Raw genomic sequence first — 25,979 nt, forward strand, 5'->3', positions numbered from 1 at the left:
GTGTATGAATTAGAATATGCATATGAGCAATCCAATGATTTAAATGGTTACCGTGTTTTGAGAATGGCAGGAAAAGGTGTGATTAATACTGAGCCTGACGTGGCGCAAGTAACCTTAACGGTTGTAACTAGAGGTGAAACGTTGTCTACCTCTCAATCCACAAATGCTAAAACGATGGATCAAGTTATTGATCAGCTTATAGAAATAGGGTTATCAACTGAACAAATTAGAACAGTAAGTTATACAATCTACCCTCAGTACCAGTATGTGGGTGGAGAACAGCAGTTTATTGGCTATGAGGTGCGTAACAGTATTCAAGTGACGATCTATGATATTGGGTTAGTTGGTGAAGTTGTTGATGAAGCGGTTAGAAATGGAGTAAATGAAGTTTCGGGTTTGTCTTTTTCAGTTAAGGACCCGCAAGCCGTTTACCGTTCAGCTTTACAAGAAGCTTTGGAAGATGCGGTTCTTAAGGCTATGTCATTAACGAGCGCTATGCAAGTCACGCTTGACCCAACACCAATAGAAATTAACGAACAAGGTGCGTTTAGTGACCCAATCACACCATATACTCTGACCCTCGAGCAATCCCCAACACTTACGCCTATAGAACCTGGAATGATTGAGGTAGAAGCTAACCTTATTGCGAAGTTCCACTATTACTCCTAGTTCTGTAAATTAGTATATTGTTAAACGCAGAGAGCTTTTCTCTGCGTTGTTTTATTATCTATATATGCTTCTTAAATACGGAAAGTTTAGCCTTGTGATCTTAATCTTATAAATCTAAAACATAAGCTCTAACATTCACTCCATCATCAGCTGGTTGGAAGTCATGTTCAGGCACACGTTTGAAGCCGGATTGTTCGTACAACTGAATGGCTGACTTCATAAACTCCCCGGTGTGTAGCCCCATTTTAGAGTAACCTCTTTGCTTAGTCCGCTTTATACACTCTTGTACAAGTGCTTTGCCAATTCCGTGGCCTCTTCCTTTCGGTATGACGGCAAGCATTCTGAGTTCAGGGTATTGTAAAGCATCGATCCATTCGTATGCATCAGTTTCAGCAGGGAAAAGGACGACACTCCCTACGATTTCGTCGCCTAATTCAGCAACGATCAGATCAACACCCTCTTTTGTATCGTTTTCTGATGACAATGTTCCTTTTAAAGCTTGCCAATGTTCATCCGTTAGAACTTGTGAATAAGGCTCATAAGCTTCTACACGTTGCTGTCTAATTAACGGGATCTCTTCTCGTCTAGCATCTCGGATTAAAATGGTGTTCATGTTTTCGACTCCTTATATAAAAATTTATTGCGGCGACTTGCTTATTGTGTCTCGTTTAGGCGAATCATTCCATGCATTACGAGCCATCTTGTGAAATTTTCGTTAACTTGTTCCACCGTTTTGTGTCATTCTTCCTAAAAAAATGGGTATGTACTAATAAAGAAGCAATACTACTATAATACAAACGTTACAATTTTATGACTTTCTTCTATATTTAAGTGGTTTTCTTTGAAAATCACTTTTCCAAATGAGTACAGTATAGTTATAAAGTGTAAAGGGGGAGTTATGCATGAAGGTCATTTTAATTCACGGTTTTTTTCGTACTGATAAAGATATGCACACGATGGCTGATTATTTACAGAAGCAAGGTTATGATTGCTTTACTCCCGATTTGCCATTAACGTTTAATGAGTTTGATGTGATTGTAACTCTTGTAGAAGACTTGTTAGAAGGTATCGTTCAGTCAGGTATTGGACCTGATGAAAAAGTACATTTAGTTGGACATAGCACAGGTGGTTTAGTAATTCGAAAATTGTTAACCGATACGAAATACTTAGACTACATAGGCCGATGTGTTTTAATTGGTACACCTAATAGAGGTAGTCAGCTAGCTGACTTAGCAAGTAAAGTTCGTGGCTATGTTAATGTTTTTCGCACAGTTAGATCTTTAAGCACGGACTACTTAGATAATGTAGAATTTCAAAATGATACAGGCATTGAAATTGGGGCTATTGCTGGCAATAAAGGCAGATTGTCTTTTAATCCACTTATTCCTGGTGATAACGATGGGTATATTGAAGTCGATTCGGTTTATTATCCAGGACTGAAGGATTTTAAAGTTTTACCATACGGACATCGTAGCATTCATCACTCGGAAGAAACGTTTCAGCATGTTGATTATTTTTTTAGAAACGGACAGTTTATTCACTGAATAAAAGTAAGCCATCAACCAAAAGGGGAAGGTTGATGGCTTTTATATATCTAACAAACTATTAATCTTATAAGCTGCTATGTCTATGTTGCGCTAGTTTGAGTGCGATGATTAAAATATTTTGAAAAACGAAAAGATTGAACTTGACGGCTTTTCAACTTTTTTACTTGGCTGTGTGTATTGCTTTCTTTTATCTGTAACAATCGCTTCACGAAGCATATGATGATCAAACATGTTATCGCCTCCTTATAGCGAATCCTTATCTTTCCATATTTAAGTATACCCACCTTTTACCACTTTGTAAACATTTTGACGCTAAAAAACTTAAAAAAGTTACATTTTGATTAAAGTGTCTAATTATATAAAACTTTCTGACAATAAACAAAGTGTAAAGTTGGACATTCTGTTAAAATATTCAGAAAACAAACAATAATTCAATAATAGGACAAGTTGTCGAATGTGAGTGTTATATAGTGGAGTAATAGTCACTGTTGTGTAGAATTTGGTCTCATTTGTTAATAGGTATAGACAAATTATTTGGCGCTCGCGAGCCTTATTCTGGCGCCCAGGAGAATTTATTGGCACTCACAACTTTTAATTAGCTTTCGATCAAGTTCACATCTTACTGCAGCAACAAGTACATAGACGGTTTTTTTTCGACAAAGTTAGTGTTAGATTAATGCTAGTCATTGATGTGAATAAATGGTAAAATTAAAATTATTAAACGAACGTATGTTTGTATTTATTGATGTTAAAATAATAATAACGATAAATTAAGAGGGTGATCGCGCGTGAAAATCTTTCATACTGCTGATTGGCATTTAGGTAAGCTTGTCCAAGGAGTTTACATGACGGAAGACCAACGATACATTTTGAACCAATTTGTAAACGAAATTAAAGAAGAACAACCCGATGTGGTCATTATAGCAGGTGATTTATATGACCGTGGAGTACCGCCTACAGATGCGGTTCATTTATTAAATGATTGTTTAGCAGAAATTGTACTAGACTTAAAGATTCCGGTAGTGGCTGTAGCAGGGAACCATGATAGTCCAGGTCGTCTTAATTTCGGTAGTCAAATAATGAGAGACAACGGACTACATATAATTGGTGAACTATCATCTAGTTATGATCCTGTCGTCATTAACGATGCACATGGGGAAGTACATTTTCATTTAGTCCCATATTGTGATCCGAGTATCGTTAGAAATAAGTTTAATGATGAATATGTAAGGTCTCATCATGAAGCAACTGAAAAAATAGTTAATCACATGACGAAACATATGGACGAGCATGCTCGCCATGTATTTGTTGGCCATCTATTTGTAACGCCACGTGGTGAAGAGAAGGACAACACGAGTGATTCAGAGCGGCCATTATCAATTGGTGGAGCTGAACATGTTGATGCTAATCTGTTTAAGCCGTTTCATTATACGGCGTTAGGACATTTACATCAGGCACACTATGTCGGTGATGAAACGATTCGTTATTCAGGCTCACCATTAAAGTATTCTATATCTGAAGAGAATCATAATAAAGGCTTTTTAATTGTTGAAATGGACGGCGAAGGGCAAGTCGAAGTAGAAAAAAGGTTACTGAAGCCACGTTTAGATTTAAGGACCGTTGAAGGCTATTTAGAAGACCTATTAAAACAAGACGTGAATGAAGACTATGTGTTTGTAAAATTGCTTGATGAACATACCATTCTTTTTCCAATGGAGCAAATTAGATCTGTTTTTCCAAATGCATTGCATATCGAAAAGCAAGTTCGCTCAGATCAACCCAAAGAGGAAAACGAGCCCAAAATCGAAAGGCATAAACTGTCAGACAAAGAATTGTTTAAAGCGTTTTATGAAGACGTAAAAGGAGAGGCACCATCAGAAGAAATAGAATCTATTATGGAAGAAGTATTTGAGAATTTATTACAGGAAGACCGCTCATAAGTCATTAAGAAAGGGGCTCGTGTTATGAAACCATTAAAACTTACGTTAACAGCGTTTGGTCCATATAAAGATAAAGAAGTTATCGATTTTGAAGAACTAGAAAACAATCGGCTTTTTGTTATTTCAGGTAAAACAGGGGCTGGGAAGACGACTATATTTGATGGTATTAGCTTTGCGCTATACGGTGCAGCTAGTGGTGAAGACCGTGAAAGTGATCAAATGTTACGGAGTGATTTTGCTCATGATGACGTTCATACAAGTGTTGAACTCTTATTTGAGTTAAACGGAGAGGTCTATCGTATATTACGTCAGCTTGGGCACGTTAAACAAGGTAATAAAACAGCAACAGGTGACCAGTATGAATTTGTCAAAATAAAGGGTGACGACGAAGAACCTTGTGTAGACCGACAAATTGTTTCAGAGATTAATAAGCGAGTAGAAGAATTAGTCGGCTTAACGAAAGAACAATTTAGACAAATTGTTATGCTTCCGCAAGGGGAATTTCGTAAATTATTAACGTCTAAAACAGAAAATAAAGAAGAAATATTAAGAAGAATTTTTAAAACAGAAGATTATCAAAAACTTAATGAACACCTTCGTCAGAAAAAAGAGCAAGCACAAAAAGATAGCGAGGAAGAATTAAATTTGCGCAATCATTATATAAATGAAATTAGCGCAAAGTTACCGAACCGTGAAGAGTCTTTATTATTTCAAGTTGTTAACCAAGAGTTTTATAACGTTAACCAAGTAATAGCTGGTATGGATGAAGAAAAATCATTTTATCAAAAGCGTGTTGAACAATTAAATAATGAAAAAGAGCAGTTAAGTAAACAACAAGAAAAAGTAACCGCCCAGTACCACGAAGCTAAATCAATTCATGAAAAAGATCATGAATTACAAACAAAGAGAAGCCAGTTAGTTGAATTAGAACAACAGGGAAAATCGATCAAGGAAAAGAAAGAATCACTTGAGTTAGCAGAAAAAGCTAGCCAAATTGAACCATATGAAAGACAGCTAGAAGAAATTAAAGGCGAAGTCGAGCAAAAACAGCAGTTTGAAAAGCAATTACAAGAGCAACTGCTTAAGGCAAAAGAAGCGTTAACTAAGGCAGAGACTACTTATAATGAGGAAAAAGGTAAAGAAACGGATCGCGAAAAAGCAAAGTCTCGATTACAACAGTTAGAAGATTTATATCCAAAAGTTCAGTCATTAAAGCAACGAGAAGAGAAGGTAAAGTATTTAGCTGAAAAATTATCACAAAGTGACAAAGCTTTAAAGCAATCTAAGGAGAACTTGCAGAAGTTACAAGTAAAAAAAGATGAAAATCAGAAACAGATTAATGAATATGAAGGTTCATTACAGTCACTCCATTCGAAACAACAACAGTTACATGAAGAAAGGGAAAAGTATCGTTTATTTAAAAACTATATAGACCTTTTGAATGCTAAGGAGAGTTTGGTTCAAAAGCTTCAACACTATGGTGAAGTGTTTGAAACTAAGAAAAAGGATCAAGAGCAACTTGAGCAACAGTGGATTGAAAGTCAAGCAGCCATACTAGCACATCAGCTACATGACGGAGAAGCTTGTCCTGTTTGTGGTAGTTTAGAGCATCCTAATAAGCAGATGAATACGAGTGAGGCACCAAGTAAACATCAATTAGAAGCGTTAAGAAAACAAGTTGATGAAGCTCAAGCAAATTACAGTCGAGTGGAAGGACAGTTAGAAGCTAAAAAGCATGAGATTGAACAAGCAGAAGATCAAATTCGAATCTCAGGAGAATCGGTCAAGCAGCCTGAGCAAACGTTAACTAAAGTTCATGACTTAGGTGTTGATCTAGCAAATGAAGTTAAACGATTAACCGATCAACAACAGCAACTTGATCAAATAAAAGAGGAAACACGGTCAGTAGAAGAGCAAATAAAACAAGTTCAGGAGCAAAAAGAACAACATGAACGCCATTATTACAATTTAAATGCTAATCACCAATCAGAAGAACGAGCTTATTATGAGCATTTAGAAGTGATTCCAAAACAGCTACGTTCCATTAATCAAATCGAGGCTGAAATCGAATCGACAAAAACGGAACTACATCAGTTACAACAACAATGGGAACAAGCTCAAAAAGCTTTAGAAGAAGCTAATAAGAATTTAACAACAATAGAAACTAGTTTCCAAAGTACGAAAACTCATTTAGAAGAGCTGAAAGGCAAACGATTACGTTACGAAGAAATATTCAAAGAGAAATTAGATGAAGCTTCTTTTGAACACTTTAATAACTACCAGCAATCGAAAAAGGCTGAGAGCGAACGTCAAACGTTAAAGCGTGAAATTGATGAGTATCGACAATCGGTTCAAGTGTTATCAGAACGAATTAAAGATCTAGAAGAGCAGTTAGAAGGGAAGGAAAAACCTGACCTTGAAGTATTGGAAGAACAGCTTGTAAATGTTAAAAAACATTATGAAGAGGTGTTTAATCAGTACAATGTGAATGTTGGGTATTTAGAAGATCTTAATAATCTGAGGAAGAAAATCGAACAAACCCATGAAGCAGCAGCTGAAAAAGAAAAGAAACTTAACCAATTAACAGATCTATATAATTTAGTGCGTGGTCAAAATGAACAGAAACTTTCGTTTGAACGATACTTGCAAATTGAGTATTTAGAACAAATTATTGAAGCGGCAAATGAACGATTGCGGAGACTTTCTAACGGACAGTATTATTTAGTTAGAAGTAATAGGCAAGAAGCTAGGGGACGTCAAAGTGGTTTAGGACTTGATGTTTTTGATGCTTATACAGGACAGGCTCGCGACGTTAAATCGCTATCTGGTGGCGAGAAATTTAATGCATCACTTTGTTTAGCACTTGGTATGTCAGATGTGATTCAAAGCTTTCAAGGTGGTGTATCAATCGAGACAATGTTCATAGACGAAGGGTTTGGTTCATTAGACGATGAATCGTTAAATAAAGCAATAGACACGTTAATTGACCTTCAAAAGTCGGGGAGAATGATTGGAGTTATATCACACGTCCAGGAATTAAAGGCTGCTATACCAGCCATTTTAGAAGTGAAAAAGACTAAAGATGGACATAGTGAAACAGAATTTGTCGTGAACTAGGACTGTTGTATGAATTCGAATGAATGTTCGTTTATTTAGTTTAAATCAACTCATCCTTTGTATATAATGAGGGTGAGCAGTATCCGTTTAAGCAAGGTAAGTAGGCCAAGCCTCCAAGTCGTCTTTCATAGGCGAGAGAGGAGGTGATGCCTATGAGCGATCGAATATGGACGCTTATGTTAATAGTTATAACTATAACATTCGTCACCCTCGAAGCTCAGTTCATTGTCATACCATTTATGTTTTTCATAAATGGTGGCAAAAAGAAACTACCTTGCTTATACCGGAAGCAAGGTAGTCAGGAATCTTCATCAAGATAGTGCAGCCTACGCCTTGTACGGGCGGATACTGCTTATGAGGTAGGGTGTTGATCGCACCCTATCTCTTTTTATTTTATGATTTTAACAAAAAATGTATACGTCTTCTTATACTTTAAATATAAGGGTGTTTTTGCATAATGTCAATTAAAGTAACTAAATTACTATGTTTCAGTCCTTTCAGACATATTAATCAAACGTTTGATTAATATGTTCGTTTCTTATAGTTATACTTTGGTGTTTGAATATATTTTGTCTGAAGATCTTTTATAATAGCTTCTTTAATCATAGGTTCTAACATTTAATCGCCTCCGTTTTTGTTCTAACTTAATTCTAGAGCAGAATGAATTGATGCTAAACAGTTTGGAGGTCGAATTTAAATAGTGCTTCAGGCTGAAATGACAGTCATCCTTTTGCCTAAGTTATATTATAGTCTTTCAAAACTGAACGTAACTTTCTCTTTGCGGCTTGTCCCCATCCTTTAACTGCGTCGACTGTTGTTTGTTCCTGGTCAGCAATATCTTTTATGGAGTACCCTTTTAGTATTCTTTTTTCAATAAACAGCCATTGTTTATCACTTAAGCTTTGACGAACTGTCGACCAAAAGTGAGGGTCAAAATGCTCGATTTGTTTATTAATTACTACTTGGTGATTTTGGTGATCGATATATTTGTCAAACGTTTCTCGATCTTGGACTCGTTTATGTTTTCGGATCTTATCGATTAAGCGACTTCGAATGTGAATGGTAGCCATTTTGGGAAAAGTCGGGTCTTGACCGTATTTCAGGTAAGCTTCCCATAACGCAGTAACCCCTTCTTGATAAAACTCACCTTCATAATCTTTAATAAAAAGTTTGTGAATTTGGTAATGAATCATATTGTTATATTGTTTTAAAAGGTCTTCAAATTGTTGGTCGGTTAAACGGTTGTCCATGGTTTCGTACCTCAGTCAAAAGACAGCTCAGACTCCCCATATAATTTATTTAAAATCGTTATGTTGTTTTGTCATTTTTTAGAATAATGTAAACTGGCAAGGAAGTTGAGATTTTTTTACAAAAAAATTGACCGAATATGTAAAAAACAGCTGTTTTTTGACCCAATTATAGGTTTTTGGCGAAATGTGTTTCAATTTGTAAAATTGGCGAAAATAACTCTCATATGTAAAATCGATTAAACAAGTGAAAAAGTGTTAAAAAAACAGCCAACTGAAATGACAGTTGGCTGTTTCCATTAAGCAAACGGATACTCGTATTCAAGTTCTTCGTAAAATTGAACGTAATCGAGGTAAATCATTAATAGGAGATACCAATTACCGCTTTCAGGATCTTCAACGACAATATGGTCTTTACCTGCCTCGCGTACGATTCCTTCAAATATCATGGCGTTCCATTCATCATTATTTTCAAACGTCATATAAAATGTCGCTTGCTTTCCTTCATTTAGGCGCAAAATATTCTCAATGAAAGAACGTTCACGTGGAATACCAGGTTGCGGCTGCGTAGGTTGTTGTGGACCATTTTGCATCCACGGTGGCATCCCTTGACCAGGTCCCATGCCACCCGGTTGTTGCATACCAGGCCCCATGCCTCCTGGTTGTTGCATACCACCCGGCTGTTGCATGCCAGGTCCCATGCCACCTGGTTGTTGCATACCAGGTCCCATACCACCTGGGTACATGCCAGGTCCTTGCTGCATACCGCCCGGTTGTTGCATTCCACCACCATATGGAGGCATACCGCTTTGTCCTTGTTGACCACCCCATGGTTTATTACCTGTTGGTTTGTAGTCGGGCCCTTTCTTGTCGAAACCTATACCAGGTGCTTTTGGTGATTGGCCATACTTAGGTGGCATTTTATCACCATATTTTGGCTGTTGGCCTTTCTTATCCCCTGGGTGCTTCTTGTCTGGGTACCACCCTTGTTTAGAGTCCTTAGGGTGATAAGGTTTCTTAGCGGGTTGCTTATGAGCATCCCCTTTTGGCTGTTTTGGTGACTTGGATCTGTTTGCTTCATTTTGGTGTCTTTCTTGATTGTTATTAGACTGATCCAAAAAAATCAACCTCCCTCAAATATTTAAATCTTTTAATAAAACACTTAACTTAGTGAATATCAGGGCACTCTCCCGGAAACGGCTCATAAAAACAATGGGCACCAAACTGCCCTGCATATGGCTGACCAAACCATTCTGGTGGACAATCTCCTGGAGGTCTGAAAAACCATAGCGAGAATCGTCCAGGATGAGTCCGGTCACCTTGAACTGCTCTTCTTGCAAGGCGAATTTCCTTTTCGCGTGCACGTTGATAAAAATAAGACTCTTGAATAGCTTCAAAACCACCAGGAGCTTGATAAATCATATCTGGCAAGGATCGTATATCCTCAAAATCTAAACAATCTGCTACGACTCGATTAACGCCAACGTTTCCAACTAAAAGCATACCTTGTTCTCCGTCTTCTTCGGCCTCGGCACGCATGAGGCGGGCGAGTTCTCTAAGCTGCGCGTCTGTATAAGCTATAAGTGCCAATTAACCACCACCTCTTTTATACAATATTCATCACTATTTCATGTATATGTAGAAGTTGGGAAATGATGAATGCCTAAATGAAGAAATTTGTCTGGACAAGTTATAAAGTCGTATTTTTTGTAGGACATGCTGTGCGTAGAGCGGGGAAATAGAATAAAAAAAGCCTTAAGTCAACGGGTGACTTAAGGCTATAGAAAAAGTTTGTATTAAACATGCATAACTTTTTCTAATTCTTCACGTTCTTTGCGGTGACCAATATAGAAGGAGCCGAACTCTGCAAAGCGAGCGCTCACTTCATCAAAACGCATTTCATAAATTAATTTCTTAAATTGTAATGTGTCATGGGCAAATAATGTTACGCCCCATTCCCAGTCGTCTAAACCTTGGCTTCCTGTAATAATTTGACGAACATGACCAGCATACTTACGGCCTGTCATACCATGAGTATACATTAACTTTCCGCGGTCTTCTTTAGACATCATGTACCAGTTGTCTTCGCCATCACGACGCTTGTCCATTGGATAGAAGCATACGTGATTCCATTTAGGTAAAATAGGCTTTAATCGCGCTTGAATTTCTGGGTCTGTGTCTGGGTCTTTCCCTTGTGCCATATAAGTTGAAAGTTCAACAACAGACACGTAAGAATAAGGTTGTGTAAAGAACTCAGCCATTTTCGTTTTATTCAGTGCTGTTTCTAACTCTGTTAACTCTTCCATTGTTGGTCGAACGTTTAAAAATAGTAAGTCTGCTTTATGACCGACAACTGTATAAAAACCAAAGCTACCTAGCTTGTCTGATTCAACATCTTGCCACGACGCCATTAAGTGATTGAGTTCACTAATAGCTTGTTCGCGTTCTTCTGTGCTTGCTTTTTTCCAAGCTGTCCAATCGACTTGTCTAAAGTCATGTAGCATATACCAACCATCTAAAGTTTCTACTGCTTCTGGCATTTATGTCACTCTCCTTAAGTCTCTTGTATTGCTTCCATCAATAATATATCACAAGCTGCATTAGAGGTTAAAAGATATGGTTATGAACGTTTTGTTAACGGAATGTCTTTGTTACGTTTTTCCATTAACTCCAACCTTGATTCATACCAGTTTAACTCTTGATCGTTTAACGGTTGGTGAATAACATCAATTTGTTCAGTACTTAGTCGGTTTAATATTTGCTCTTTTATTTGTGAAACGGTTATTTTTTTGTTTAATAATTGTTCTAGTGAGGCCATTACTTCTGGATTAACGTTAGGGTAGTTAAATTTCGTTTGCTCACCATTTATAGATTTGTTGTAAAACTGCTTGAGTAGTTCTGCACGTTCGCTCCCATCGCCTTCAACACATAAATAAATTTGAACAGCTGATCCATTTTTTACTCGTCGTTGTGAGATCCCGGCAAACTTTTTGCCATTGATACTTAAATCATATGAGCCAGGGCAATAGGATTGTTCGATTTCATAAGCTTCGATTAATGGTTCTTCATCTTGGAATAACCATTTTATAAATTCGACCATGGCTTCGTATCCATCATGAATGTCACTTTGCTTCGTGTCAGGGAAAATTAATGAGATGTTTAACACCCCTTCATCTAAAGCAACAGCAAGTCCTCCAGAATTACGAATGATCACATTATAACCTTGTTCACCTAAGTAATGAACGCCATCTTGTATATATGGTAAACGACTGTCGGGAATACCTAATACGATAGTTGGTTCATGAACCCAATAACGCATAACAGTTTCTTTGGACTGGCTGACAGATAGGCAAAGCGCGTCATCAGTTGCGAAGGATTGCGAAATACTTGATAGGCCAGGGTCACTATGGTCTACAAACCTTATTTGATTAATGTCTAACAATTTATGGTTCATCTTGGATCGTTCCTCTTCATATAAGCTGTCTTACATTATAACAAATCGTCGCAAGAATGGAAAAAACACTTTATATATGAATTACAAATTGATCGACATAAGTGCTAAAATAGAAACAATATTAAGACAAATTGAAGGTGATTGAATGAAAAAGTTATTATTAACAGGATTTGAACCATTTTTAAATTTTAAACTAAACCCAACGATGGAAGTCGTTAAGCATCTAGATGGTAGTTCGATTAATGGGTATGAAGTTATAACTAGAGTGTTGCCAGTTGATTTTTCAACGAGCGGAAAAGAATTGCTCAATGCAATTGATGAAACGAAACCAGACGCAATTGTATCACTTGGTTTAGCTGGAGGTAGAACCAAAGTAACGCCTGAAAGAATTGCAATTAACTGTAATGATGGAGGAGAACCGGACAATAATGGACGTATCCCAAGTGGGGAGCCTATTGTTGAAGGGGGTTCTGACGGGCTGTTTAGTACGTTACCGGTCCGTGAAATGGTGAGTAAATTAAAGGAAAAGGGCTACCCAGCTGAAATTTCTAATTCTGCCGGGACGTATTTATGTAATCATGTCATGTACCAAGCTTTAAACTTTGTCGAGCAACAAGGTCAACGAATCCCAGCTGGCTTTATTCATATACCAGCATCTCATGAATTAGCAATAGAACACGGAAAGGTACCTAGTTGGTCACAAACAGATTTAAATGAAGCGGTACGGGTATGTTTAGCTTGTATAAAGGATGAAACATGAATGAATTATTCATTACACCCACTAGGAAATCAAGCTCTAATTATTTCGTTTGGTGCCGAAATTTCAAGGTCTTTGCATGAGCAAGTGGTGGCAACTTATAAAAGTTTACAACGTGCTCGTATTTCATTTGTGACAGACCTAGTTCCCACATACCGTTCTGTTGCTGTCTATTATAATTGGCGAACGGTTTCATATTTTGAAGTTGAACAATGTATTCAAGATGTATTGAAAACTGTTCAATTAGAAGAAAGTTTAAGTGAAAAAAAGGTTATTAATCTACCTGTCTGTTATCAAGATGAGTTTGCACCAGATCTACAATCATTAGCGGATTATCACAAAATGACCACAGAAGAAGTAGTTAAACGCCATAGTGAACCTAATTATTTAGTTTATATGGTTGGCTTTTTACCAGGATTCCCTTATTTGGGTGGGTTAAATGACAAGCTTGAAACACCACGCTTACAAACGCCACGAGCAGAGGTACCAAGAGGTAGTGTAGGCATTGCAGGAAAGCAAACGGGTGTTTACCCAGTGTCTTCACCTGGAGGTTGGCACATCATAGGCAACACACCGATTGAACTGTTTAATGTTAAACGAGGACAACCTGCTTTGTTTGAGATAGGAGATCAGTTGAAATTTTTCTCAGTGTCACGTTCAGAGTATGATTGGATTAAAGATAAAGGGTGTGTTGAAGACTTTGTTCAAGTAAGGGGGAATAAGTTTGAGGATTGATATTAATGCTGATTTAGGAGAGAGTTTTGGCCAATACATTTTAGGTGATGATGAGAAGCTAATGAGTGTCATTACGTCAGCTAATGTTGCATGTGGTTATCATGCTGGTGATTATCGAACCATTCCACAAGCGATTAAACGAGCAAAAGAGGCCAATGTCGCTATAGGGGCCCACCCAGGGTATCCAGACTTACTCGGGTTTGGCCGGCGAAACATGGAGATCCCTGCTGAAGAAGTTTACCAGCTCGTTGTTTACCAAGTTGGAGCAGTCAAAGCGTTCTGTATGGTTGAAGGTATTCAATTACACCACGTTAAACCACATGGCGCTTTGTATAATGCAGCGGCTAAAGACCGAAATCTAGCATTAGCGATCGCTCAAGCCGTTAAAGATGTTGATCGAGACTTAGTGTTGTATGGTTTGGCTAATAGTCAACTAATTGAAGTAGCTAAGCAGCTAGATTTAGCGTACGCTTCTGAAGTGTTTGCTGATCGTACGTATACAGAAGAGGGTCTTTTAACATCCCGTCAATCTGAAGGTGCAGTGCTTACTAATCTAGAATCAATTAAGAAGCAAGTATATGAATTCATCTTTGAAGGAGTAGTGACGACAACTTCAAATAAAAAGATTCCAATACAAGCTGATACTCTCTGTCTTCATGGGGACGGACAGTCTGCTTATAATCATGCTAAAGCTATACGCGATATGTTAGAAGCTGAACGTGTCAATGTCCAAGCAATTAATTATTAATCAAACGTTTGATTAATACGTTAGGTGATGTAAATGAAACAACTCATTCAAGTCAATAAACCAGGTCTGTTTTTATCTGTTCAAGATTTAGGAAGACCTGGTTATCAACATTTAGGTGTGCCAGTATCAGGTGCAATGGATCGTTATGCGTTAATTATGGGAAACCGATTATTAAATAATTCAGAAGGCTTTGCTGCACTTGAGGTTACGTTTGGTGGCACTGAATTAACTTTCAAATACGATACTGTCATTTGTATAACTGGCGGAGATTTAGCAGCGCATATTGACTATGAACCTGTTCCTTTATGGGAAACGATCAGAGTACAACAAGGGCAACAACTAATCTTTGAAAGGCCGATCCATGGTATGAGGGCTTATCTTTGTGTCGCCGGCGGTATACAGTCAGAGAGGTGGCTAGGTAGTCAATCCACTTTTGAAAAAGGGGAGATGGGGAGTAGGTTAGTAGAAGGAGACGTTGTTAAAGTAGGTCAGGTTGAGGGTGTTCAGCCTTCTTTAAGTGCTTTGCGTCGGGATTTGCGCCCTGTACTTACGAAAACAGTGACATTGAGGGTTATTACAAGCCAGGTGGAATCTGAATTCACGTCTTCTTCAGTAACTAGGTTCTACCAATCTAGTTATGTCTTTAAAAAAGGTGACCGTATGGGATGTGTGTTAGAAGGCGACCCTTTAGTTCATCATAGTACGGCTGATATTGTGTCGGATGCTGTTACTTATGGAACCATTCAAGTACCAGCTAATGGACAGCCCATGATATTGTTAGCTGATCGTCAAACAACTGGTGGGTATACTACTATAGGAACCGTGATTTCTGCTGATCATTGGAAACTTGCCCAAATGGCTCCAGGTGCTACCGTTCAATTCGAAAGAGTATCTGTTAAAGAAGCGGAGTGGTTGCAACAGTCATGGAAGAGGTATTAAATTTCATCATATTTAAATAGCTATGACTGTTTTATTTAAAGTTGAAAAAAGCTATAATAACTTTAAGACATAGAGAGTGATAGAAAGGTCGGGAAAAATGGCATATCGTGATGAAAAATTAAACGAAGAGAAGGTGTTTAAAGACCCTGTTCACCGCTATATTCACGTCCGTGATCGAGTGATTTGGGACTTGATTGGTACACCTGAGTTTCAGCGTCTAAGACGGATTAAACAATTGGGCACGACGTATTTAACTTTCCACGGTGCAGAACATAGTCGTTTCAACCATTCTTTAGGTGTTTATGAAATTGTACGTAGAATTATTGAGAATTTCCGTGACCAACCATTTTGGGATGATGATGAACGTTTATTATGTTTGTGTGCTTCATTGCTTCATGATTTAGGGCATGGGCCGTTTTCACATTCGTTTGAGAAAGTGTTTGATTTAGACCATGAAGATTACACGAGAGCAATTATATTAGGTGATACGAAAGTTAATGAAATTTTACGCCGTGTAGATGAAAACTTTCCACAAGATGTTGCCGATGTTATACATAAGACATATTCTAATAAATTAGTTGTCAGTCTCATCTCGAGTCAAATTGATGCTGATCGCATGGATTACTTACAACGCGATGCATACTTCACTGGAGTGAGTTATGGCCATTTTGATATGGAGCGTATATTACGTGTCATGCGCCCTATGGAAGACCAAATGGTTATTAAAGAAAGTGGTATGCATGCTGTAGAAGATTATATTATGAGCCGATATCAAATGTATTGGCAAGTTTATTTTCATCCGGTAACAAGAAGTGCAGAAGTCATTTTATCTAAAATTTTACACCGAGCGAAAGAATTATATTTAGCGAATGAATATGAGTTCAAGCTGAAGCCGATGCACTTCGAGAGCTTTTTCTTAAAAGAAGTGAGCTTAGAGGACTATTTAAAGTTAGATGAGAATGTGGTATTTTATTATTTCCACATATGGAAAGAAGAAGAGGATGCAATCTTATCTGATTTGTGTCGTCGATTTGTCGATCGTGACTTATTTAAATACGTTGAATTCGACCCTGGTAATCAGTATAGAGAACTGATGGACTTGAAAGAGTGTTTTACAGAGGCAGGAGTCGATCCTACTTATTATTTAGAAGTTGATTCTTCATCTGACTTGCCTTATGATTTCTATCGACCTGGTGAGGAGGAAGAACGCCTTCCGATTCACTTACAATTGCCAACAGGCGAATTAAAAGAACTATCACGTCAATCTGATATTGTTGAATCGATATCAGGTAAGAAACGAACAGATCATAAATTATATTTTGCTAAAGATTTAATAGAGCAACTTCCAGAAGAAAGCGACATCAAGAAGCGGATATATGAAATTTTGAAAGGGTAAGGAGTTGTGTTCATGTTAGAGGATCACGCGAGGCTAATGGCATTTTTTGAACAAGCACAAGAAGTAGTAGGTCGTAAAAGACTGCAAAAAATGGTTTATATCTTAAAAAAGTGTGGCTTTGATTTTTCTGAGCGTTATTCATTTCATTTTTATGGTCCTTATTCTGAAGAATTATCAACACGAATTGAAGAGTTGTGTAACTTAGGCTTTTTAGATGAAGCAAAAGAGAAGGAAAAAGGCTATTATCAGTATCGTTATCATTTAACAGACCGTGGTGCAGGCTTCCTAAGTGAGTCTGGGGTCACGACACCGAATATGGATTCAGTTATTCAAAAAATGGATGAACAAAGCTCTAAATTTTTAGAGTTAGTATCGACCATGTTGTATTTTGATAACTTCTCAAAAGAAGAAATTGAAGACAAGGTGCGTACAGTTAAAAGTCAACAGAACTATACTGAAGCGGATTTTGAAGAAGCATGGCGCTTTATTAGTGATATGAAACACTAGTATGAAGAAGGGGTGATAACCTCTTCTTTTTTGTAGGGAGGATTTTTAAATATGGCGAGTGTTATTTGGTTTTTAGCTTTCTTTTTAATTCCCCCTATATTGTTAGGTGCTATCGTCTTCATAATAGTTGATATTATTAGAAGGCCAAAACATATGTATTCGTGGTTTATTTTAGCTGGGTTAGTGGCTGTAATCTTTCTAATATTATCAACTTGGTTTTAAACTTGGCTTTAGTCTAATTCCCCTTTTTTATTCATAAAGTATAAGTAACAGTTGATGATGGAGGGGATTTAGTTGAAGAAGCTGTTAGCCCGACCAACGTCCTTATTAATCATTATAACAGTACTTGTTTTTGCTATGTTTTTACAGGTTGGCTCAATGAGTACCCTTCCAGGACAGCCAGCAGATCCTGTTAATCGAGCTTTACCATTTATCGTATTGTTAGTAGGGTTGTTTTTTTACTTAGTCTATTTATGGTATGAGTTGGTGCGACCGTATGTATTAGGACATTGGTTAATCATTTCGGCGATTTTTGTATCAATTCATTGGGGGATTGCGATAAGTTATCAGCAGAAATCTATTGAAACATATCGCCAACAGATCGTCGATTTATTTGAAAATCAGTTTGGTTATATTGATTGGGATTATATTGATTCTGTGTCGACGGTATTCTTGTCTAGTCATATGAATCATCAATTGTATAATGTTAATACATTCCTTATGTATATGAGTCTTTCTTTTTTTACTGCGATCGTTTTAGTCTACAAAATAGGTGAGTAAAACTGTGTGGACAAGCAAGATGTTTGCGCTTATAATATGAAACATTTACGATGAAATTAATAGACTTAATATAGGAGTGACATAGTTATGGATCGTCAATTAAAAATCGTAGGTGTTAGTGGTAGTTTACGTCAAGACTCTGTTAATAAGAAGTTGTTAGACTTAGTTAAAACAATGCTTCCAGAAAATGTAGAGTATGAATACGCGGATTATTCAAATGTTCCAGTATTTAATGAAGATATAGAAAAACCAGTTCCTGAAAGTGTACAGAAGTTAAAAGACCAAATTGAAGGTGCAGATATTGTTCTGTTTGCCACACCTCAATATAATGGTTCATATTCTGGACCGCTTAAAAATGCAATCGATTGGATGACTAGGCCAGCTGGAGATAATTCAATTGGTGGCAAAGTTGCTGGTGTTATTGGTGGTACACCTGGACAAAGTGGAACAATTCAAGCACAGCTTCATTTACGTGAAGTATTAAGCCACTTAGGTGTTCAAGTGCCTGCGCAGCCACGTGTCATGATTAGTGGTATTTATGATATGTTAGATGACAATGGTAACCTTCATTTACCAGAAGTCGAAGTTGAAAATTATAAAAAGTTACTAGATGCATTGTTCGTTCAAGTTGAAGCGAAGTTAGTTCATGCATAATTAAGTAATAGTCGGGTGGAACTTTTCCGCCCGGCTTTTTTTGTGGATAAAAAGGGTGAACTTCGTATTTAAATGTGAATTAATGTAGAAAAAGTGAATAACTTTGTGAATAGGTTAGCTTATCCACAGTATATATAATACTGAAAATATTTAATCAAAAAGTTATACACATGTGGAACCAATATAGGCAAGTGTACATATGATGCTCTCAAAGGAGGGGGCATTATGATGGAGTTAACCATTTCACATGGTTTATATGCTTTAGTGACACTTGTTGTCATTTTAACTATGGTGTTCCGTAAAGGTGTTGTTTTACCGACATTAATAGGGACATTCTTAGTTGCGTGGGTTTATAGCGGCAGTTTAGTAACAGGCTTTACGTCTGTGTTTAATGCTAACTTAACAGCAGCAACTGAATTGTTTAGCATCTTCTTAATCATAACTTTTATGGTCGCACTCTTACACTCTTTAAAAGATTTAGGTGCTGACCAACAAATGATCGCACCAGTGCAAAAGTTTATGACGAATGGCCATGTTGCTTTTGTCGTATTAATAGGTATAACATTTGTGATCTCACTCTTCTTTTGGCCAACACCAGCAGTACCGTTAATTTGTGCATTGTTAGTGCCTGCGGCTGTAAGAGCAGGGTTACCGATCATGGCTGCAGCGATGGTCGTCGCCTTAGCAGGGCAAGGGATGGCATTGTCGTCAGACTATATTATGCAAATTGCACCAACTTTGAGCGCCTCATCAGCAGGGTTAAATGCTAGTGTAATTGCTGATAAAGCGTTGATATTATCTCTCGTTTCAGGTGCATTGGCTCTTAGTATCACTTATTTAATGTTTAGAAAGAAGATTAGAAAACCAACTGATCCATTAAACAAAGAAGAGCTTAAAAAGTTACCAGGTCAACAGGAGACTTCGAAAAAGAACGAATCCCTTGCCAATCATAAATGGAGAAAAGTTTTCGCTATTTTAGTTCCTCTTGCCATGTTAGGGGTTATGATTTTTATGATTTATACAAAGATAACTGGTGGACGTACAGGTGGGTTTGAAGGAGGCGATGGTGCAGCGTTAATTGGAGGAGTTGCTGTATTATTACTTGCTTTAGCTTCACTCGCCTTTGGAAAAGTAAAGGCTTTAGATCGTATAAGTGAACATATTACAAATGGTTTCGTGTTTGCTTTTAAAGCGATGGGTCCAGTTATTCCAATTGCAGGGTTCTTCTTTTTAGGAAGTGGTGAATTCTCAGGGAGCATTATGTCCTTAGGTGATGTGCAACCGCCTGCGTTTTTATTCGAGTTAGTAGAGGCGGGGCAAGCAGCCATTCCTGAAAGTACCTTTTTAACTGCATTTGGTATCTTGCTTGTTGGTATTATTACTGGATTAGATGGGTCTGGGTTCTCAGGTTTACCGTTAACGGGTGCCTTATCAGGTGCTTTAGCGACTGGTGGAGTTGATGCAACAACGTTAGCTGCAATTGGTCAGTTAGGATCTATTTGGACTGGAGGAGGAGCGCTTGTGGCTTGGTCGTCGCTCGTTGCTGTAGCAGGGTTTTGTGGTGTATCTGTCATGGAGTTAGCTCGGAAAAACTTTATCCCAGTTATGGCAGGTTTAATTCTGGCGACTTTCATTGCTTTATGGATTTGGTAATAAAAAGGTTGGCTTTAATAAGCCAACCTTTTGTTTATTTTTGCTCTAAACGGCGAATGCGCTCATCTAAGTCTGGGTGAGATGAGAATAATCTTGCAACTCCGCCTTTATTGTTAATTTTCATTGTTTGGATTGCACTATCGTTGCTGTTGTCATTAACGCTAGCAACAGTGTTCTGTAATGAACGTAGTGCATGGGCCATTTTATCTTTACCAGCTAAATCTGCACCACCTCGGTCTGCATGGAATTCGCGGTAACGTGAGAACGCCATGACGACAAGGCTTCCTAAAATTGAGAATAGAATTTGGAATATGATGATCGCAGCAAAGTGAACAATCATACGCATTTCTGCACGTACAAAGTTTGCTACAATAGCTGCTACGATGCGTGATAAGAATACAACAAACGTGTTAATAACACCTTGTAGTAGTGTCATCGTAACCATATCACCATTTGATACGTGAGCCACTTCGTGTGCTAATACACCTTCAACTGCATCGTCATCCATTGACTCTAATAGACCAGTTGAAACAGCGACTAATGAGCGTTTCTTACTTGGTCCTGTTGCAAAAGCGTTAACCTCTTTTGAACGATAAATACCAACTTCAGGCATATGCATTAAGCCTGCAGCGCGTGATAGACGGTGAACGCGCTCAACTAATTGGCGCTCTGCTGTTGATAAGTTATCATCAGGGTCTAATACGTGAACCTTCATCATTTTCTTAGCCATCCAACGTGACATACCTAAGGAAATAAAGGCACCAGCAAAACCGACGATGATACTGAATAGCGCTAATGCGCCATAACTTCCGATATTGCCTGTACCATCATATAACGGCCCAATGTTTGTGTATGATGTGATGACAGACCAAACAATGACAATTGTTGTTAAAACGAGAATGTTTGTTAATAAGAAAAACAGTATTCTTTTACCCACTAAACTCCCCTACCTTTCTTGTTTGTCCTCGTATATTATACCACGAAAATGACAAGTGGAAAATGAGTAGCTATTGTAGAGTGAGAAAAGTTTCACATGTTAAACAATTTAAATAATGTTTACGTACACATGTTGTCTCAAGTCACCGTCCAAGCATAGACCAACATATGATATGACATAGAACTATGTTCAAATACAGGAGGATTTAAATGAACCCATATTATTTTTATACAAATGATTTTGTTAGGGATGGTTCGTGTACGTATGTATATGATCCGATGTCTAATCAAACGTTCACTGGACGTGACAACAACGACTGGGTCGAAGGTCAATCGACGTGGACAGAAGGTGGGGAAGTGACAAAATGTAATATCCCATGGTCTGATTTGGAGTATATGACGACGGCTGTTAGTAATCAAGCACCTTATGAATGTGGTGAAATATTAAAGGTGAAGTTTCCTGAAACTGGCCGCGAAATTTTAGTGAAAGTTGTTGATACTGTAGACGGTTACCCGCCTCACCGTTTAAATTTACATCGTCAAGCTTTCTTAGCGTTAGGAGCAGATTTAGACTTTGGTATTATTGATGTCGAAATCAAGCCATCACCAGAGTTAGAGGAAGAAATGTTTGGACGATATTTACTAGAAGTATTGCAAGTCGCTTATCCAAGGTATGATGTAACAGATTATGAATTTATTGGTGAAGAAGAGTTGTCTGATGACCGACGTCGAGAAACATATGAGTTTATCGTAGAATCAGGTGATGAACGCGTTAAAGTGAGAGGAACAGTGACTTATAATCCACAAACTGATCGCGTAATGTCATTTGATTTAGAAGAAGTTGAGTTTGATCATAATAACGGGTAATAGACAAGAGGTTGAGACAAAAGGGTTGGAGTTTGATGAAAACACGAACAATTGACATTTCAGCTTAGTTGAGCAGTCACCTAGCGGAATCAAAATGCGTAGACTCCTGGTCGGCTAAAAGCGGTCACGTCCTGCGCCTGCGGTTACTCGGCGCAAATTAAAGCGCAGAAGTTAAAGAAATCTGCATTTGTGACCAACGCCGACATTAGACCGTCCAGGTCGTCATGGCAAAGGCCAGGGTGAGACCCCAGGGATGCACCTGCGTCTACTAGCTATGCTTCGAAGTAGCTTCCTCGGTGCAAAGCACAAGGATGTTACTCGAAGTAGTAGCTTGGCTCACCAGCCGCCCCTGCATAGAAAACACTGCGACAAGCGACCGTAGGGAGTTTGAGCAGATGTTGCACTTGTGCCCTGCGGGTGAAAGCGTAGCATTTTGATGGAGCGAAGCTAAAAGATAAACCCGAACGAAGTCAAAAGGTGACTTCGTTCGGGCTTTTGTTTTACAATCAGTTCTGTCTCAGCCTTTTTTTATGTTTGTAGTTAAAACTATCAGAAGGAATTAGCAACCGATTAATAGAAATTTAAAGTTATAGGGGATGGTATAGTGAAACATGTATTAGTTGTAGGTGGAACAGGAATGTTGCGTGATACCACGTTGTGGGTGGCTAAACAAGCTCGTTATGTTTCAGTCATTGGACGAACTGAAGAAAAGATGGAACAAGTGACAAGAGGTCAATCAAACGTTAACGCTATATTGGCTGATTATAGGTATGAAGAACAACTTATGTCAAAATTACAAGAAGCACAAAGACTAAACGGGCCATTTGACTTAGTAATTGCATGGGTTCACAATGTTGCGGGTAAAGACCCGTTATCTGTTATAATTAAATCAGTGAACAATAATAAAGAGTGGTCCTTATTTCATGTGACAGGTAGTCGCGCTAACCTTGAACAAATACGGGATAGCATAAAAGTACCTAGTCATTGTCGCTATAGCCAAGTTCAACTTGGGTTTATGATCGATGAGCTTTCAAGTAGATCAAGGTGGTTAACTCATGAAGAAATTTCAAAAGGTGTAATAGATGCTATTAACAAACAAAAAGATCGATATATTATTGGACAGTTAGAGCCTTGGGACCAACGTCCGTAAAGTGAGTGAACTAAATGGGTTTTGTAGATATTTTATGGTGGATTTTAGTTATAGTACTGTTCTTATCAAGTTATGCTGGTATTATATTTCCGATTATTCCAGCCCCGCTTGTCATTTGGGGTGGTTTTCTGGTCTATCACTTTGCCATTAATAACGAACCATTAACAGCATTTTTTTGGTGGTCGATGGTTGTATTAACTGTGATTGTCATAGTTGCTGATATTATTGCAAATAGTTATTTCGTTAAAAAGTACGGAGGATCAAAACGAGGAGAATGGGCAGCTGCTATTGGTGTCATTGTCGGGTCTTTTATTATTCCGCCATTCGGCATTTTAATAGTTCCTACTGTTGCAGTGTTCGTAGTGGAGATGTTGCAAAGGCGAACGACCGAAGAAGCATTTAAAGCATCAATTGGCTCATTGTTAGGGTTTTTGGGCGGTGCATTTGCAAAGTTCGTTGTCTTAACCGTAATGATTGTTTGGTTCTTTGTATTGGTGATTATTTGAGTTCCTATTATATGACTAAGTGAGGTAGTAGCTAGTGAAAATATTTTTGTTAGCGGTGTTGTTATTTGTTGTCGGTTGTTCCAATGGGGAAGAACCTGAGGTAGAAGAGAATGTGTTAGAAGATTTATTAGGTGATTGGCATGGTACTATAGAAGTACCTGAAGTTCCGTTAAATATTCAAGTGTCATTTGAAGAAGAGGAAGATGAAGAAATCATTGGTTTTATCAGCATTCCTGTACAAGGTATTGATCGGTATCCACTTTCTGATTTAGAGGTTGAGGAGGAAGTGGTAAGCTTTGAGATGGATATTCCAGGACAGTTTATTGAGTTTGAAGGTGAGTTAACTGAGAATGAAACGTTTGAAGGTGATTTTAATCAACAAGGGCACACCTTTGATTTTAAGCTTGAACGTGGTTTGCTTGCAGAAGAAGATGATCAAGAGGGAATTAATTGGCTGACTGTTGATACGGAGTTCGGGCCGTTACAAGGTGAGCTGTTAGAGCCAGAAGGAGAAGATACTAATACAGTTGCATTAATAATTCCTGGTTCTGGCCCAACAGATCGAAACGGTAATGCACCAGGTATGGAAAATGATAGCTTGAAAATGGTAGCTGAGACTTTAGCTGAACAAAATGTAGCAAGTTTGAGATATAGTAAACGTGGTGCGGGTGAAAATAGTGAAGTAACGATCCCAGAAGAAGAGTTAGCCATTGAAGACCTAGTGGAAGATGCAGTGAAATGGTTACAAAAGTTAGACGGAAAGGAACAGTACGATGAAGTAATTGTGGTAGGACATAGTCAAGGAGTGTTAATTGGTAGTTTGGCAGCTTTACAGCTTGATGTGGATGGTTTAATTTCACTTGCTGGTGCCGGACGACCGATGGATGAAGTTTTACATGACCAACTGGAAGGTCAATTAACAGGTGATTTGCTAGAAGAAGCGGAAATGATTATTGAAAGCTTGGTTGACGGTGAATATGTTGAAGAAGTAAGCAGTGAATTGTATAGCTTATTTAGGCCAACCGTTCAGCCGTTTTTAGCAACATGGTTTACTTATAACCCAACAGACATAGCTACTTCAATTAATGTCCCAACATTAATTGTGCAAGGCACGCATGATACTCAAGTGTTTGTTGAAGATGCGGAGAATTTAGCTGAATCATATCCAAATAATGATTTAGTCATTGTGGATGGTATGAATCATGTGTTGAAAGACTCCGCGAGTCCTGATGACATGTCATCTTATGCTGATCCGTCAATTCCATTATCAGAGGAATTAGTTGAGGAGATTAACCAGTTTATTGAACGTTTAAGTCCCTAAGGCACATAGCTTTAGGGACTTTTTTAACTCTATTAATAGACTTTGTTTAAGTAACGGTTGAGAGTATTAGCGATTTCTTGCATACCATAAAGGTTGACTTTGCTTTCGGCATCTGAGTTGTAGTTCGTATTTGTATTGACATCATAAGTGAATATGTTGCCATCTGAGTCATAAATGAACTCAATGCCAGCAAAATCAATTCTATTATCGTTCAAAAACGTTTCGTACTGCTGAATAATAGGATGTTCGAATCCGCTTATTATTTGAAACTTCTCTCGAGTATTTTCCGTCGTCATACAAAACTGATCATCAATAGAGCAAGCATCGGCAGGACATAACTCGAATCCTTCTGAGGTGTCAACTTGAACAGCATAGAAGAACTTCCCGTCAATAAATTCACAGCGAGTAATCGATGCATCAGGTGACTCAATATACTGTTGAAGTAATGTAATACCATCAATAGGCTCTTCAAAATCATGACTATAAACGTATCTTTCCAAAGCTTCTATACTATGAAAAAGTTGTACTCCTAATCCTTTTCCGGCTCGGTTATGCTTCGTAATAAATGGCTTCTCCATATTGTGAGCTGCTTCAATCAATTGCTGTTTCCCAACAGTGACAATTGTTTTAGGTGTTTGAATGCCAACTTTTTGTAAAGCAGTATATTGTCTTGCTTTATTAATTTCAAGGTCTAACGCATGACTTCCATTGAGGACAGTGCGATTATGTTGTTCTAACCAAGCTATTACAGCTGTTGCAAGCTCAGGTGAATAACGATGGTTACGCGTGTGGGAAGAAGCACTCATTCTATTGTAGAAGATTCCTTCGGGAGGTTCTTCTGTCAAATCGATTGAACCTTCATGAATAAACCAATCTTCGTATGGTACTTCTAATTGATCTAATGCTTTAAACAAAGGTTCTGTCCACTCAGAATTTTCATGTATGACATATATTTTGTGTGTCATTAACTCAACTCCTTTAATTCCTATCTGTTTACTAGTATATTGTAAATGCGTTGAAATGGAAACGATAAGGTTTCAAGTATCTTTAAATTCA

The 25,979-nt window shown here is 37.9% G+C and carries 28 protein-coding genes; 19 read left to right on the forward strand and 9 right to left on the reverse strand.

The features are described from left to right. On the forward strand, nt 1–669 hold the full coding sequence (locus J2R98_RS09225; RefSeq protein ID WP_307068281.1) for an SIMPL domain-containing protein: 669 nt from the start codon (nt 1–3) through the stop codon (nt 667–669). A 106-nt stretch (nt 670–775) separates the two neighbouring features. Here J2R98_RS09225 and J2R98_RS09230 read toward each other — a convergent pair whose 3' ends face one another. Further along, on the reverse strand, nt 776–1,282 hold the full coding sequence (locus J2R98_RS09230; RefSeq protein WP_307068283.1) for a GNAT family N-acetyltransferase: 507 nt from the start codon (nt 1,280–1,282) through the stop codon (nt 776–778). Between the two features lie 289 nt (nt 1,283–1,571). Here J2R98_RS09230 and J2R98_RS09235 point away from each other — a divergent pair, with 289 nt between their 5' ends. After that, nucleotides 1,572–2,213 carry an esterase/lipase family protein gene (locus tag J2R98_RS09235; RefSeq protein ID WP_307068285.1) on the forward strand — a complete coding sequence of 214 codons (642 nt, stop codon included), beginning with the start codon at nt 1,572–1,574 and terminating at the stop codon, nt 2,211–2,213. 111 nt (nt 2,214–2,324) lie between these two features. On the opposite strand, the gene J2R98_RS09240 is transcribed toward J2R98_RS09235, so the two are convergent. Next, nucleotides 2,325–2,447 (reverse strand): hypothetical protein, encoded by a 123-nt coding sequence (locus tag J2R98_RS09240; RefSeq protein WP_017184847.1) that lies wholly within the window; start codon nt 2,445–2,447, stop codon nt 2,325–2,327. A 557-nt stretch (nt 2,448–3,004) separates the two neighbouring features. Between J2R98_RS09240 and J2R98_RS09245 the strand changes: the two genes are divergently transcribed. From J2R98_RS09245 to J2R98_RS09255, 3 genes are all read left to right on the forward strand, one after another. Further along, nucleotides 3,005–4,156: an exonuclease SbcCD subunit D gene (locus J2R98_RS09245; RefSeq protein ID WP_307068287.1), complete on the forward strand. Its 1,152-nt coding sequence runs from the start codon at nt 3,005–3,007 to the stop codon at nt 4,154–4,156. Between the two features lie 24 nt (nt 4,157–4,180). Next, nucleotides 4,181–7,273, forward strand: coding sequence for an AAA family ATPase (locus J2R98_RS09250; protein WP_307068289.1), 3,093 nt, complete (start codon nt 4,181–4,183; stop codon nt 7,271–7,273). 152 nt (nt 7,274–7,425) lie between these two features. Further along, the gene (locus tag J2R98_RS09255) at nt 7,426–7,593 is read left to right on the forward strand and encodes a hypothetical protein (protein ID WP_307068291.1); all 168 of its coding nucleotides are present in this window, start codon (nt 7,426–7,428) and stop codon (nt 7,591–7,593) included. A gap of 414 nt (nt 7,594–8,007) precedes the next feature. Here the strand turns inward: J2R98_RS09255 and J2R98_RS09260 are convergent, their stop codons facing one another. The 5 genes from J2R98_RS09260 to J2R98_RS09280 all read right to left on the reverse strand — a co-directional run bounded on the left by J2R98_RS09260 (nt 8,008) and on the right by J2R98_RS09280 (nt 11,974). After that, nucleotides 8,008–8,523: a sigma-70 family RNA polymerase sigma factor gene (locus J2R98_RS09260; protein WP_307068295.1), complete on the reverse strand. Its 516-nt coding sequence runs from the start codon at nt 8,521–8,523 to the stop codon at nt 8,008–8,010. A 296-nt stretch (nt 8,524–8,819) separates the two neighbouring features. Continuing rightward, nucleotides 8,820–9,638, reverse strand: coding sequence for a spore coat protein GerQ (gene gerQ / locus J2R98_RS14560; RefSeq protein ID WP_442319955.1), 819 nt, complete (start codon nt 9,636–9,638; stop codon nt 8,820–8,822). Nucleotides 9,639–9,687: 49 nt separating this feature from the next. Continuing rightward, on the reverse strand, nt 9,688–10,110 hold the full coding sequence (locus J2R98_RS09270; RefSeq protein WP_307068297.1) for a cell wall hydrolase: 423 nt from the start codon (nt 10,108–10,110) through the stop codon (nt 9,688–9,690). Between the two features lie 206 nt (nt 10,111–10,316). Further along, nucleotides 10,317–11,060: a hydrogen peroxide-dependent heme synthase gene (gene hemQ / locus J2R98_RS09275; protein WP_307068300.1), complete on the reverse strand. Its 744-nt coding sequence runs from the start codon at nt 11,058–11,060 to the stop codon at nt 10,317–10,319. An 80-nt stretch (nt 11,061–11,140) separates the two neighbouring features. Next, the gene (locus tag J2R98_RS09280; protein WP_307068302.1) at nt 11,141–11,974 is read right to left on the reverse strand and encodes a lipoate--protein ligase family protein; all 834 of its coding nucleotides are present in this window, start codon (nt 11,972–11,974) and stop codon (nt 11,141–11,143) included. Between the two features lie 145 nt (nt 11,975–12,119). Here J2R98_RS09280 and pcp point away from each other — a divergent pair, with 145 nt between their 5' ends. The 10 genes from pcp (at nt 12,120) to J2R98_RS09330 (ending at nt 20,143) form a co-directional block, all read left to right on the forward strand. Then, entirely contained in the window at nt 12,120–12,734 is a 615-nt protein-coding gene (pcp, locus tag J2R98_RS09285; RefSeq protein WP_307068304.1) for a pyroglutamyl-peptidase I, read from the forward strand. Continuing rightward, complete coding sequence (gene pxpB / locus J2R98_RS09290) at nt 12,735–13,466, forward strand: 5-oxoprolinase subunit PxpB (RefSeq protein WP_307068306.1); 732 nt, start codon at nt 12,735–12,737, stop codon at nt 13,464–13,466. After that, on the forward strand, nt 13,456–14,214 hold the full coding sequence (locus J2R98_RS09295; protein ID WP_307068308.1) for a LamB/YcsF family protein: 759 nt from the start codon (nt 13,456–13,458) through the stop codon (nt 14,212–14,214). Before pxpB ends, J2R98_RS09295 begins: the two co-directional genes overlap by 11 nt. Nucleotides 14,215–14,247: 33 nt before the next feature. Then, the gene (locus J2R98_RS09300) at nt 14,248–15,153 is read left to right on the forward strand and encodes a 5-oxoprolinase subunit C family protein (RefSeq protein ID WP_307068310.1); all 906 of its coding nucleotides are present in this window, start codon (nt 14,248–14,250) and stop codon (nt 15,151–15,153) included. A gap of 97 nt (nt 15,154–15,250) precedes the next feature. Then, on the forward strand, nt 15,251–16,549 hold the full coding sequence (locus J2R98_RS09305) for an HD domain-containing protein (RefSeq protein WP_307068312.1): 1,299 nt from the start codon (nt 15,251–15,253) through the stop codon (nt 16,547–16,549). Between the two features lie 12 nt (nt 16,550–16,561). Continuing rightward, the gene (locus tag J2R98_RS09310) at nt 16,562–17,056 is read left to right on the forward strand and encodes a YwgA family protein (RefSeq protein ID WP_307068314.1); all 495 of its coding nucleotides are present in this window, start codon (nt 16,562–16,564) and stop codon (nt 17,054–17,056) included. A 51-nt stretch (nt 17,057–17,107) separates the two neighbouring features. Further along, nucleotides 17,108–17,278 (forward strand): hypothetical protein, encoded by a 171-nt coding sequence (locus tag J2R98_RS09315; RefSeq protein WP_307068317.1) that lies wholly within the window; start codon nt 17,108–17,110, stop codon nt 17,276–17,278. Nucleotides 17,279–17,350: 72 nt separating this feature from the next. Beyond that, nucleotides 17,351–17,836 carry a hypothetical protein gene (locus tag J2R98_RS09320; protein ID WP_307068319.1) on the forward strand — a complete coding sequence of 162 codons (486 nt, stop codon included), beginning with the start codon at nt 17,351–17,353 and terminating at the stop codon, nt 17,834–17,836. 87 nt (nt 17,837–17,923) lie between these two features. Beyond that, on the forward strand, nt 17,924–18,490 hold the full coding sequence (locus J2R98_RS09325; RefSeq protein WP_307068320.1) for an NADPH-dependent FMN reductase: 567 nt from the start codon (nt 17,924–17,926) through the stop codon (nt 18,488–18,490). 228 nt (nt 18,491–18,718) lie between these two features. After that, nucleotides 18,719–20,143: a hypothetical protein gene (locus tag J2R98_RS09330; protein WP_307068551.1), complete on the forward strand. Its 1,425-nt coding sequence runs from the start codon at nt 18,719–18,721 to the stop codon at nt 20,141–20,143. A gap of 34 nt (nt 20,144–20,177) precedes the next feature. Here J2R98_RS09330 and htpX read toward each other — a convergent pair whose 3' ends face one another. Next, complete coding sequence (gene htpX / locus J2R98_RS09335; protein WP_146816435.1) at nt 20,178–21,080, reverse strand: protease HtpX; 903 nt, start codon at nt 21,078–21,080, stop codon at nt 20,178–20,180. Between the two features lie 209 nt (nt 21,081–21,289). On the opposite strand from htpX, the gene J2R98_RS09340 reads away from it, so the two are divergent. From J2R98_RS09340 to J2R98_RS09355, 4 genes are all read left to right on the forward strand, one after another. Continuing rightward, nucleotides 21,290–21,946: a DUF3889 domain-containing protein gene (locus J2R98_RS09340; protein ID WP_307068322.1), complete on the forward strand. Its 657-nt coding sequence runs from the start codon at nt 21,290–21,292 to the stop codon at nt 21,944–21,946. A gap of 604 nt (nt 21,947–22,550) precedes the next feature. Beyond that, nucleotides 22,551–23,096 carry a Rossmann-fold NAD(P)-binding domain-containing protein gene (locus J2R98_RS09345; RefSeq protein WP_307068324.1) on the forward strand — a complete coding sequence of 182 codons (546 nt, stop codon included), beginning with the start codon at nt 22,551–22,553 and terminating at the stop codon, nt 23,094–23,096. Nucleotides 23,097–23,110: 14 nt separating this feature from the next. Continuing rightward, nucleotides 23,111–23,602 carry a DUF456 domain-containing protein gene (locus J2R98_RS09350; protein ID WP_307068326.1) on the forward strand — a complete coding sequence of 164 codons (492 nt, stop codon included), beginning with the start codon at nt 23,111–23,113 and terminating at the stop codon, nt 23,600–23,602. 34 nt (nt 23,603–23,636) lie between these two features. After that, nucleotides 23,637–24,923, forward strand: coding sequence for an alpha/beta hydrolase (locus tag J2R98_RS09355; protein WP_307068327.1), 1,287 nt, complete (start codon nt 23,637–23,639; stop codon nt 24,921–24,923). 32 nt (nt 24,924–24,955) lie between these two features. On the opposite strand, the gene J2R98_RS09360 is transcribed toward J2R98_RS09355, so the two are convergent. Continuing rightward, nucleotides 24,956–25,888 carry an ATP-grasp domain-containing protein gene (locus tag J2R98_RS09360; protein ID WP_307068329.1) on the reverse strand — a complete coding sequence of 311 codons (933 nt, stop codon included), beginning with the start codon at nt 25,886–25,888 and terminating at the stop codon, nt 24,956–24,958. Nucleotides 25,889–25,979 lie beyond the last annotated feature (91 nt).

Origin of the sequence: Alkalibacillus filiformis, assembly GCF_030814115.1 — a bacterium.
Taxonomy (GTDB): Bacteria; Bacillota; Bacilli; order Bacillales; family Alkalibacillaceae; genus Alkalibacillus; species Alkalibacillus filiformis.

What these genes read in the sequence shown, in the direction of transcription:
- J2R98_RS09230 (WP_307068283.1), bottom strand. Translation starts at nt 1,282, where the DNA reads ATGAACACCATTTTAATCCGAGATGCTAGACGAGAAGAGATCCCGTTA.
- J2R98_RS09235 (WP_307068285.1), top strand. Translation starts at nt 1,572, where the DNA reads ATGAAGGTCATTTTAATTCACGGTTTTTTTCGTACTGATAAAGATATG.
- J2R98_RS09240 (WP_017184847.1), bottom strand. Translation starts at nt 2,447, where the DNA reads ATGTTTGATCATCATATGCTTCGTGAAGCGATTGTTACAGATAAAAGA.
- J2R98_RS09250 (WP_307068289.1), top strand. Translation starts at nt 4,181, where the DNA reads ATGAAACCATTAAAACTTACGTTAACAGCGTTTGGTCCATATAAAGAT.
- J2R98_RS09255 (WP_307068291.1), top strand. Translation starts at nt 7,426, where the DNA reads ATGAGCGATCGAATATGGACGCTTATGTTAATAGTTATAACTATAACA.
- J2R98_RS09260 (WP_307068295.1), bottom strand. Translation starts at nt 8,523, where the DNA reads ATGGACAACCGTTTAACCGACCAACAATTTGAAGACCTTTTAAAACAA.
- hemQ (WP_307068300.1), bottom strand. Translation starts at nt 11,060, where the DNA reads ATGCCAGAAGCAGTAGAAACTTTAGATGGTTGGTATATGCTACATGAC.
- J2R98_RS09280 (WP_307068302.1), bottom strand. Translation starts at nt 11,974, where the DNA reads ATGAACCATAAATTGTTAGACATTAATCAAATAAGGTTTGTAGACCAT.
- pcp (WP_307068304.1), top strand. Translation starts at nt 12,120, where the DNA reads ATGAAAAAGTTATTATTAACAGGATTTGAACCATTTTTAAATTTTAAA.
- pxpB (WP_307068306.1), top strand. Translation starts at nt 12,735, where the DNA reads ATGAATTATTCATTACACCCACTAGGAAATCAAGCTCTAATTATTTCG.
- J2R98_RS09300 (WP_307068310.1), top strand. Translation starts at nt 14,248, where the DNA reads ATGAAACAACTCATTCAAGTCAATAAACCAGGTCTGTTTTTATCTGTT.
- J2R98_RS09305 (WP_307068312.1), top strand. Translation starts at nt 15,251, where the DNA reads ATGGCATATCGTGATGAAAAATTAAACGAAGAGAAGGTGTTTAAAGAC.
- J2R98_RS09310 (WP_307068314.1), top strand. Translation starts at nt 16,562, where the DNA reads ATGTTAGAGGATCACGCGAGGCTAATGGCATTTTTTGAACAAGCACAA.
- J2R98_RS09315 (WP_307068317.1), top strand. Translation starts at nt 17,108, where the DNA reads ATGGCGAGTGTTATTTGGTTTTTAGCTTTCTTTTTAATTCCCCCTATA.
- J2R98_RS09325 (WP_307068320.1), top strand. Translation starts at nt 17,924, where the DNA reads ATGGATCGTCAATTAAAAATCGTAGGTGTTAGTGGTAGTTTACGTCAA.
- J2R98_RS09330 (WP_307068551.1), top strand. Translation starts at nt 18,719, where the DNA reads ATGGAGTTAACCATTTCACATGGTTTATATGCTTTAGTGACACTTGTT.
- J2R98_RS09340 (WP_307068322.1), top strand. Translation starts at nt 21,290, where the DNA reads ATGAACCCATATTATTTTTATACAAATGATTTTGTTAGGGATGGTTCG.
- J2R98_RS09350 (WP_307068326.1), top strand. Translation starts at nt 23,111, where the DNA reads ATGGGTTTTGTAGATATTTTATGGTGGATTTTAGTTATAGTACTGTTC.
- J2R98_RS09360 (WP_307068329.1), bottom strand. Translation starts at nt 25,888, where the DNA reads ATGACACACAAAATATATGTCATACATGAAAATTCTGAGTGGACAGAA.